Source organism: Streptomyces sp. MS191, from assembly GCF_008042125.1.
Lineage (GTDB): Bacteria > Actinomycetota > Actinomycetes > Streptomycetales > Streptomycetaceae > Streptomyces.
This window is the reverse complement of the sequence record NZ_RDBI01000069.1, coordinates 1-8,005: the sequence shown is the minus strand read 5'-3', so window position 1 is coordinate 8,005 and position 8,005 is coordinate 1. Positions and strand designations below refer to the sequence as shown.

General features: G+C 72.0%; 8 protein-coding genes. 4 read left to right on the top strand and 4 right to left on the bottom strand.

Annotation, left to right across the window (positions count from 1 at the left end; all coding sequences use genetic code 11):
* Positions 1-147 precede the first annotated feature (147 nt).
* Entirely contained in the window at positions 148-1,128 is a 981-nt protein-coding gene (locus EAO71_RS32655; RefSeq protein WP_147981446.1) for a LacI family DNA-binding transcriptional regulator, read from the bottom strand.
* A gap of 310 nt (positions 1,129-1,438) precedes the next feature.
* On the opposite strand from EAO71_RS32655, the gene EAO71_RS32650 reads away from it, so the two are divergent.
* The 3 genes from EAO71_RS32650 (at position 1,439) to EAO71_RS32640 (ending at position 5,263) form a co-directional block, all read left to right on the top strand.
* A complete protein-coding gene (locus tag EAO71_RS32650; RefSeq protein WP_147981445.1) occupies positions 1,439-3,328 on the top strand; it encodes a ricin-type beta-trefoil lectin domain protein in 1,890 nt (629 codons plus the stop codon).
* A gap of 140 nt (positions 3,329-3,468) precedes the next feature.
* Positions 3,469-3,672: a cold-shock protein gene (locus tag EAO71_RS32645; RefSeq protein WP_147981444.1), complete on the top strand. Its 204-nt coding sequence runs from the start codon at positions 3,469-3,471 to the stop codon at positions 3,670-3,672.
* A 316-nt stretch (positions 3,673-3,988) separates the two neighbouring features.
* Entirely contained in the window at positions 3,989-5,263 is a 1,275-nt protein-coding gene (locus EAO71_RS32640) for a glycoside hydrolase family 16 protein (RefSeq protein ID WP_147981443.1), read from the top strand.
* 70 nt (positions 5,264-5,333) lie between these two features.
* On the opposite strand, the gene EAO71_RS37985 is transcribed toward EAO71_RS32640, so the two are convergent.
* The 3 genes from EAO71_RS37985 to EAO71_RS32630 form a co-directional block, all read right to left on the bottom strand.
* Positions 5,334-5,510 (bottom strand): hypothetical protein, encoded by a 177-nt coding sequence (locus EAO71_RS37985; protein WP_187282918.1) that lies wholly within the window; start codon positions 5,508-5,510, stop codon positions 5,334-5,336.
* Positions 5,511-5,612: 102 nt separating this feature from the next.
* Complete coding sequence (locus tag EAO71_RS32635; RefSeq protein WP_147981442.1) at positions 5,613-6,173, bottom strand: GNAT family N-acetyltransferase; 561 nt, start codon at positions 6,171-6,173, stop codon at positions 5,613-5,615.
* A 152-nt stretch (positions 6,174-6,325) separates the two neighbouring features.
* Positions 6,326-7,192, bottom strand: coding sequence for an AraC family transcriptional regulator (locus EAO71_RS32630; RefSeq protein WP_147981441.1), 867 nt, complete (start codon positions 7,190-7,192; stop codon positions 6,326-6,328).
* 265 nt (positions 7,193-7,457) lie between these two features.
* On the opposite strand from EAO71_RS32630, the gene EAO71_RS32625 reads away from it, so the two are divergent.
* Positions 7,458-8,005, top strand: a 548-nt coding sequence (locus EAO71_RS32625) for an ATP-binding protein (protein WP_187282917.1), incomplete at its 3' end; no start/stop codon positions are given.

The following is an 8,005-nucleotide window of genomic DNA, read 5'->3' as shown; positions in this document are numbered from 1 at the left end:
GCGGCGATCGCCGCCACCGCCCTCCTCGGCGGGCTGCTCGCCGGAGCCCTGCCGAGCGCCGCCGCCGACGAGCCCGCTCCGGTGGCCGTCGACCGCTTCGAGGGGGAGGTGGCGAGGGGTCGGCGGCGCGGCCCCGCGCCGGCCGGCTCAGCGCGCCGGCGCGGAGCGTCGGACGACGAGTTCGGTGGGCAGGACGACCGGTTCGACGGGGACGGACTCGCCGGCCAGCGCGGCGAGCAGCATTCCGGCGGCAGTCTCGCCCATGCGCCGCATGGGCTGGCGGACCGTGGTCAGCGGTGGTTCGGTGTGCCGGGCCATCGGGATGTCGTCGAAGCCCACGACGGCCACGTCGTCCGGGACGACGCGTCCCGCCGCGCGCAGGGACCGCAGCGCGCCCGCCGCGATCAGGTCGTTGTGCGCGACGACGCTGTCGAAGTCCCACCCTTCGGCGAGCGCCCGCTCGACCGCCGATCGCCCCGTGTCCTCGGTGAACTCGCCCGCGATGACGAGCTCGGTGGGCAGGACCTCACGGAACCCCGCCAGCCGCTCGCGCACGCAGCCGAAGTCGCGGCGTCCGGTGACGACGAGGGGGCGGGTGCGGCCCGAGGCGAGGAGGTGTGCGGCGGCGGACGCGCCACCGGCCCGGTTCGTGGTGGCGACCGAGGGGAAGAGCGGGTGGTGGCCGCGGTCGTCGATCATCACGACGGGCAGTCCGCGCCGGTGCATGGCCGTGATCGTGTCGAGGGTGTTCTCCGGCTCGACGACGAGCAGTCCGTCGAAGGCCCGGGCCGAGACCTGGGCGGCGAAGTGGCCGACCGAGTCCGCGCCCCGGTTGCAGGTGAACAGCAGCAGCCCGTAACCGGCCGCCTCGACGGTGTCGACGACCCCCTGCAGCACCTCGCCCATCCACGGCCAGGTGAGCGACGGCGTCAGCATGCCGATGATGCGGCTGCTGCCACGCGCCAGGCCGACCGCCCCGGAGCTCGGTACATAGCCCAGACCCGCGATCACTTCACGAACACGGGCGGCGGTCCCGGCGTCCACCTCGGCCCCGGCGTTCATGACCCGGGACACGGTCGTCTTGCTGACACCCGCCTGACGTGCGACGTCAGCGATCGTGACACGCATCAGGGGCCTCCCCGTCGGTGACGGACAGCGGTCCGGGCACCGGCCGCCGTCGGCTGACATCGCTGTCGGAACCGCTTCCGGAACCGGTTCCGGCGCGGTGCGGCGAGTCAACAGGCAGGCCGCCATGCCGTCAAGAGTTCACGTCGACAACGGCTGGATTCCCAAGTTCACGTTCCGGAGCCGGAGTTGTGTGTTCAAGCTCTGAATGCGCGAAGCCTTGACGGGTGCCCCAGGGGGCAGTTCACTCACGCCTCGGTCCATCACTCGGTCCACAGCGCCACCCCCACACTCCGCCGAGAAGGGCACCGCCATGATCCGATCGACGCAGCGGCCGCGGTTCGCCGGCAGGCTCGCGAGGGCGCTCCTCGCCGGCACGCTCGCCACGGCCGGCCTCACCGGTCTGACCGCCGGCATCGCGCAGGCCGCGGGCGAACAGGTGAACATCTGGCTCACCACCACCGACGACGCCGGAGGGCGCCACGTCACCCGCGGCCTCCAGCAGCAGCCCCCGGTCGCCTTCCAGGCCGGTACCGGCGGGGGCGGCACGAACATCACCGTCGACGAGAACACCCGCTACCAGACCTTCACCGGCGGCGGCGCCTCCTTCACGGACACCGCCGCCTGGCTCATGAAGGGATCCGGGGCCCTCTCCCAGGCAACCCGCGACGAGACGATGCGGAAGCTGTTCTCGCCGACGGAGGGGATCGGGCTCTCCTTCGTGCGCAACCCCATGGGCGGCTCCGACCTCGCCCGCTTCGGCTACACCTACGACGACCTGCCGGCCGGTCAGACCGACCCCACGCTGGCGAAGTTCACCCTCGCCCACGACCTCCAGGACGTCCTGCCCCTGACCCGGCAGGCCCGGCAGCTCAACCCCGGGCTGACGCTCGTCGCCTCACCCTGGACCGCGCCCGCCTGGATGAAGGACAGCGGCTCCCTCAACGGGGGCTGGCTCAAGGCCGAGCACTACGGCGTCTACGCCGACTACTTCGTGAAGTACCTCCAGGCGTGGCGCGACCAGGGCGTTTCGGTCGACTACGTCACGGCGCAGAACGAGCCGACCTGCTGCGCCGGCTACCCGTCGATGAGCTGGAACGCCTCGGGCCTCGCCTACTTCACCAGGAACGAGCTGCTGCCCAAGCTCCGGTCGGCGGGCCTCGGCGCGAAGGTCCTCGCCCATGACTGGAACTGGGACACCTACGACGCCTACGCCGCCCAGACGGTCGACGACGCGGCGGTGCGCGACCATCCGAACTTCGGCGGAGTCGCCTGGCACGGCTACGGCGGCGACGTGGCGAAGCAGACGGACGTCCACAACCGTCACCCGCAGCTGGACGCCTTCCAGACCGAACACTCCGGCGGGACCTGGATCGCGCACCAGCAGCGCGAGGACATGGCGAACATCATCGACTACACCCGCAACTGGGCGAAGTCCGTGACCAAGTGGTCCCTGGCGGTCGACCAGAACCGGGGGCCGCACAACGGCGGCTGCGGCACCTGCGACGGCCTGATCACGGTCCACAACGGCGACTCCCGGCACGGCCAGGTGGACTACACCGTCGAGTACTACACCATGGGGCACCTCACGAAGTTCGTGAAGCCGGGCGCGCACCGGATCGCCTCCACCGGCAGCGCGGCCGTACCGAACGTCGCCTGGCGCAACCCGGACGGCTCGAAGGCGCTCATCGCCTACAACGACTCCACCGCGGCGCAGACGCTCACCGTCAACTGGGGATCCCAGCGCTACACCTACTCCCTTCCGGGACGGACGTCCGCGACCTTCACCTGGTCGGGCGCCCAGGACGGCGGCTCCGAGCGGACCGGTGCCCTGGTGGGCCTGGCCGGCAAGTGCCTCGACGTCGCGGGCGGCGCGGACGCGGACGGTACGGCCGTCCAGCTCTGGACCTGCAACGGCACGGCTGCCCAGCGCTGGACCGTCCGCACCGACGGCACGGTCCGGGCGCTCGGCAAGTGCCTGGACGTGGCCTCCGGGGCGACGGCCGACGGCACCAAGGTGCAGCTCTACACGTGCAACGGCTCCGGCGCCCAGCGGTGGCGACCGGAGTCGGCATCGGCCGATCTGGTGAACGTGCCGGCCGACAGGTGCCTGGACGCCTCCGGCAACAGCTCCGCCGACGGGACCAGGGCGCAGATCTGGTCCTGCACCGGCGCCGCCAACCAGAAGTGGCGCCTGCAGTGACCGTGCCGTCCGATGTCGCCCGACAAGATCGGGCCAAAGGGTGTAGGCACGGGGCGGGACGGGGAATACTGGATCAGGCGCTCGCAGTGCGCGCCGCAGCGGCCGTCCGTGCCGCTGCTGAATTGACCAGAGGGACAAGCATGGCCAGCGGCACCGTGAAGTGGTTCAACTCCGAAAAGGGCTTCGGCTTCATCGCCCAGGACGGCGGCGGACCGGACGTCTTCGCTCACTACTCCAACATCTCCGGCAACGGATACCGCGAACTGACGGAGGGTGAGACCGTCACCTTCGACATCACGCAGGGCCAGAAGGGCCCGCAGGCGGAGAACATCATTCGCGGCTGAGACCCGGCCTCGCGTCTCTTGTCGCCGACGGCGCCCGTACCCCGGTACGGGCGCCGTCGGCATGTCCGCCCCTCGGGGGGTGCCACGCGCCGGACCGGTTCCGTGCCGGGGGCCCCGGGGGTGCGGAGCCCGTGCACGCGGGTCCTGCCAGGCTCTTGACGGGCACTTAACTTACTTCTTAAATCATGGAGGCGATAAAGAAGTGGCCGCCTGCCGGACGCCGAGGCATGTCATGCCCATGGCTGCCCGTGGTCTCCCTGCGGCCCTCGGCSTCCGGCAGGCCGCTCCTCCCCCCACACCGACGGAAGAGAGAGCCATGCACTCCTCCCGCACCCCCCGACGCCCCCTGAGGTCGGCGCTGTCGGCCCTCGCGGGCGCCGCCCTGTTACTCGGCCTCGCGGCCGCCGCTCCCGGTCCCGCCGCCGCGAGCGCCACGCGGGCGGAGCCCGCCGCCCAGGTGGCCGCCGTCACGTTCGCCGAGGACTTCGACGGGCCCGCCGGCTCCGCCGTCAACGCCGGACGCTGGCAGCTGGAGACCGGCGACAACGTCAACAACCACGAACGGCAGTACTACACGGCGGGGACCGCCAATGCCGCGCTCGACGGCCAGGGCCATCTCGTCATCACCGCCCGTCGCGAGAACCCCGGCAACTACAACTGCTGGTACGGCCGGTGCGAGTACACCTCGGCCCGGCTGAACACCGCCGGGCGCTTCACCGCGCAGTACGGCCGGGTCGAGGCGCGGATGAAGGTGCCCCGCGGCCAGGGCATGTGGCCGGCGTTCTGGATGCTCGGCAACGACCTCGGCCAGGTCGGATGGCCGAACTCCGGCGAGATCGACGTCATGGAGAACGTCGGCTTCGAGCCCTCCACCGTCCACGGCACCCTCCACGGGCCGGGCTACTCCGGAGCGGGCGGCATCGGCGCCGGCTACACGCTCCCCGGCGGGCAGGCGTTCGCCGACGCGTTCCACACCTTCGCCGTCGACTGGGCTCCCGACCGGATCACCTGGTCGGTCGACGGGACCGTGTACCAGACCCGTACGCCCGCCGATCTCGGTGGCCGCACCTGGGTCTTCAACAAGCCCTTCTTCCTCATCCTGAACCTCGCGGTCGGCGGCTACTGGCCCGGAGACCCGGACGGCTCCACCGCCTTCCCGCAGCAGCTCGTCGTGGACCACGTCCGCGTCACCACCGGGGACACCCCGGGCACCGCGGGCCGGATCACCGGACTGGGCGGCAAGTGCGTCGACGTCGCCGCCGCCGGCACGGCCAACGGCACCGCGGTGCAGCTCTACGACTGCAACGGCACCGCGGCCCAGCAGTGGACCGTCGGCGCGGACGGCACGATCCGGGCACTGGGCAAGTGCCTCGACGCCGCTTCCGGCGGCACCGCGGACGGCACGCTCGTCCAGCTCTGGGAGTGCAACGGCACGGCGGCCCAGCGCTGGGACGCCAACGCGGCCCGGGACATCGTCAACCCACAGGCCGGCAAGTGCCTGGACGCGACGGGCAACAGCTCCGCCAACGGCACCCGGCTCCAGCTCTGGACCTGCTCCGGCGGAGCGAACCAGAAGTGGACGGTGGGCTGACGGACAGGACCTGGACGTCTCCCGCGGCCGCCGCACCGGCGCCGCGGGAGGCGCTGCCTGCCGAGCCGGTTCAGCAGGGGTGCTTGTCCTGGCCCGTCCCGCAGATCGGGCCGCGATCCTCCTCTACGAGCGAGAAGAGGAAGACGAGCCAGGCCACCATCACGACGACGGTGCCGATGGTCCACCACGTGTTGCTCCTGCGCACGCCGCCCTGGTCATGGCCGCGGTCCGCGTCCTCGTCGCTCATCCCGTCCCCCCCCCGGTCGACCGGCCTCGTGGCACAGGACGTTCCACCCCGTGCGGGCGGTTCCCGTACGCCCGGCCCGACCGCCCCGGACCGCCTCCAGGGTCAGGACGACTGCCGGGCGGCCCGCCACTGCGGGGCGAGCACCGACCAGACCTCCTCGTCGTGACGACGGCCCCGGTAGAGGTGGCTCTCGCGCAGGACCGCGTCCCTGGTCATCCCCAGGCGCCGGGCGACCGCGATGCTCGGCGCGTTGCCCGAGGACACCACCCACTCCACCCGGTGGACGCCACGGCTGTCGAAGGCCCAGTCCAGCAGAACCCGCACGGCCCGGGTGACCAGCCCCCGGCCGACGGCCGCCGGCTCCAGCCAGCAGCCCGCCTCGGCGAGCCCCTGCGCCACGTCCAGCGTCCGCAGGATCACCGCGCCGACCAGCACGCCGTCGCTCCGGATGCCGTGGATGCGGCCGGTGTCCGCCGCCGTCCTGTCCGCGTACGCCTGGAGGAAGGCGCGGCTCGAATCCAGGTCCGTGACGACGTCGGGCAGTCCGTTGTACCGGCCGATGAACTCCCGTCCCCGGTCGATGTGGGCGAGGAACTCCCCGGCCTGCCAGGGTTCGAGAGGGCACAGCTCCGCACCGTCGTCACCCAGGGATATCGCGTACATCGTCACCTTCCACGGTCGCCATGGGGCAGGGCGAAAGGATCTTCTCACGGGGCGGCGCGCGGCTCGTGAGGGTTTCCGGGGCGGTGCGGCCGGCCACCGGACCGGAGCGGGCCGTGGTTCACGGCCCGCTCCGCCCCCCCCGTGCGAGGGGCTCAGACGGAGGCCCGTTCCACCGGGATCCAGAGTTCGGCGGTCGCCTCCGTCGCGTCCTCGGACAGGCTCACCCGCAGGATCTCCGGGCCCGGCCTGCTGCGGTACGGGTGCGACGGGAACCACTGGGTGAACACGTCCCGCCACAGGTACTGGAGCGCCTGCGGGAACGGGCCCGCGTTCTCGAAGACGGCCCACGACCCCGCCGTGACGGCCAGTGCGTCCATGTCCGCCGGGGCCTCGGCGGAGGTCACCACCCCGTGGTAGTAGTCGAGTTCGGTGCCCTCCGCCCGGCTCGGATCGAGCTGGTCGCTCACCGCGACGACGCCCGCCGGCTCCTGGTCCGACAAGGCCGCCATCCGCTCCAGCGTGTCGGCGCCGATGCCCCGGATGAACGCCGCGATCGCCGGATTGACGCCCTCGTGGACGAGCGGCACCCGAGCCTTCCTGCCGACCACACGGAAGTTCTCCTTGTCCACGATCCTGTATCGCATGCTGCTGTTCCCTTCGACGACCAGTCGGAAGGAGAGCCGGGGCTGGGACTGCAGAGCCGCACCGGTCCGCCGGGCGTCGCCCGGACCGACCCCGTGCATCGCACGGAACGCCCGCGCGAACCCCTCACCCGAGCCGTAGCCGTACCGCGTCGCGATGTCCAGCAGCGTCCGCTCACCGGCGAGCACCTCGGCGCCCGCAACCGAAAGCCGCCGACGCCGGACGTACTCCGACAGCGGCTGGCCCGCGAGCGCCGAGAACATCCGCCGGAAGTGGTACTCCGACGTCATCGCCGTCCGCGCGAGCTCGGCCACGTCGATCGGCTGATCCAGATGGGACTCGATGTGCTCCATGGCCTCGTTCAGCCGTTCCAGCATCCCGCGCTCCTTCCCTTTCGCCCACCACGTTAGGAAGGGCCCAGCCTGCCGGACCCGACGATCCGTGCCCGATCCGGTCGGGTGCCGAGCGCCGGACCGGGCGCCCGCGAGACGTCGCGATCGTGTGCGGGAAACGGCCGGGCACCGGGGAAATCCTCCCCGGAGGCAATCCGAGAGGGGCCCTCGTGCCGAATGACAGGTAAAGCGTCTTATGAGGTGTAGCCCGATGAAGATCGTCGAGGGGTGTGCGCACACACCGGAAAGCATGACTCTCCTGCGGGGGCAGATCCGTGCCGGCCTCACGGCCCGCGGGTGCGCCTCCGTCGTCGACGACGTGATGCTCGTCGTCACCGAGCTGATCGCGAACGCCTCGCTGCACGGAGGTCCGCCGGTCACCCTGTCCGTCGTGCTCGCCCCGGCCGACGGGGCCGTCCGCGTCGAGGTCGGCGACGCGGGGCGCGGAATGGACGTGGCCCGCGTCCGCGCGCGGTGGCGGCATCCGTCCTTCACGCTCGGGGAGCGGGGCCGGGGCCTCTTCCTCATCGACGCCCTGTGCTCCGGCTGGGGATCTCGCCTCTCGGACGACAGCCACACCATCTGGGCCGAGATCGCGCTCCCGGTCGGCCCGTCCGGCGCCGACGACACTGTCGGCGCGGACGGCACGGACGGCGTGGTGACGGAGTGCGAACGTCATGCGCCCGGCCGTTTCCCGCACACGATCGCGACGTCTCGCGGGCGCCCGGTCCGGCGCTCGGCACCCGACCGGATCGGGCACGGATCGTCGGGTCCGGCAGGCTGGGCCCTTCCTAACGT

Coding starts and splice junctions, on each gene's coding strand:
- EAO71_RS32655 (WP_147981446.1), bottom strand. CDS start 1,128: ATGCGTGTCACGATCGCTGACGTCGCACGTCAGGCGGGTGTCAGCAAG.
- EAO71_RS32650 (WP_147981445.1), top strand. CDS start 1,439: ATGATCCGATCGACGCAGCGGCCGCGGTTCGCCGGCAGGCTCGCGAGG.
- EAO71_RS32645 (WP_147981444.1), top strand. CDS start 3,469: ATGGCCAGCGGCACCGTGAAGTGGTTCAACTCCGAAAAGGGCTTCGGC.
- EAO71_RS32640 (WP_147981443.1), top strand. CDS start 3,989: ATGCACTCCTCCCGCACCCCCCGACGCCCCCTGAGGTCGGCGCTGTCG.
- EAO71_RS37985 (WP_187282918.1), bottom strand. CDS start 5,510: ATGAGCGACGAGGACGCGGACCGCGGCCATGACCAGGGCGGCGTGCGC.
- EAO71_RS32635 (WP_147981442.1), bottom strand. CDS start 6,173: ATGTACGCGATATCCCTGGGTGACGACGGTGCGGAGCTGTGCCCTCTC.
- EAO71_RS32630 (WP_147981441.1), bottom strand. CDS start 7,192: ATGCTGGAACGGCTGAACGAGGCCATGGAGCACATCGAGTCCCATCTG.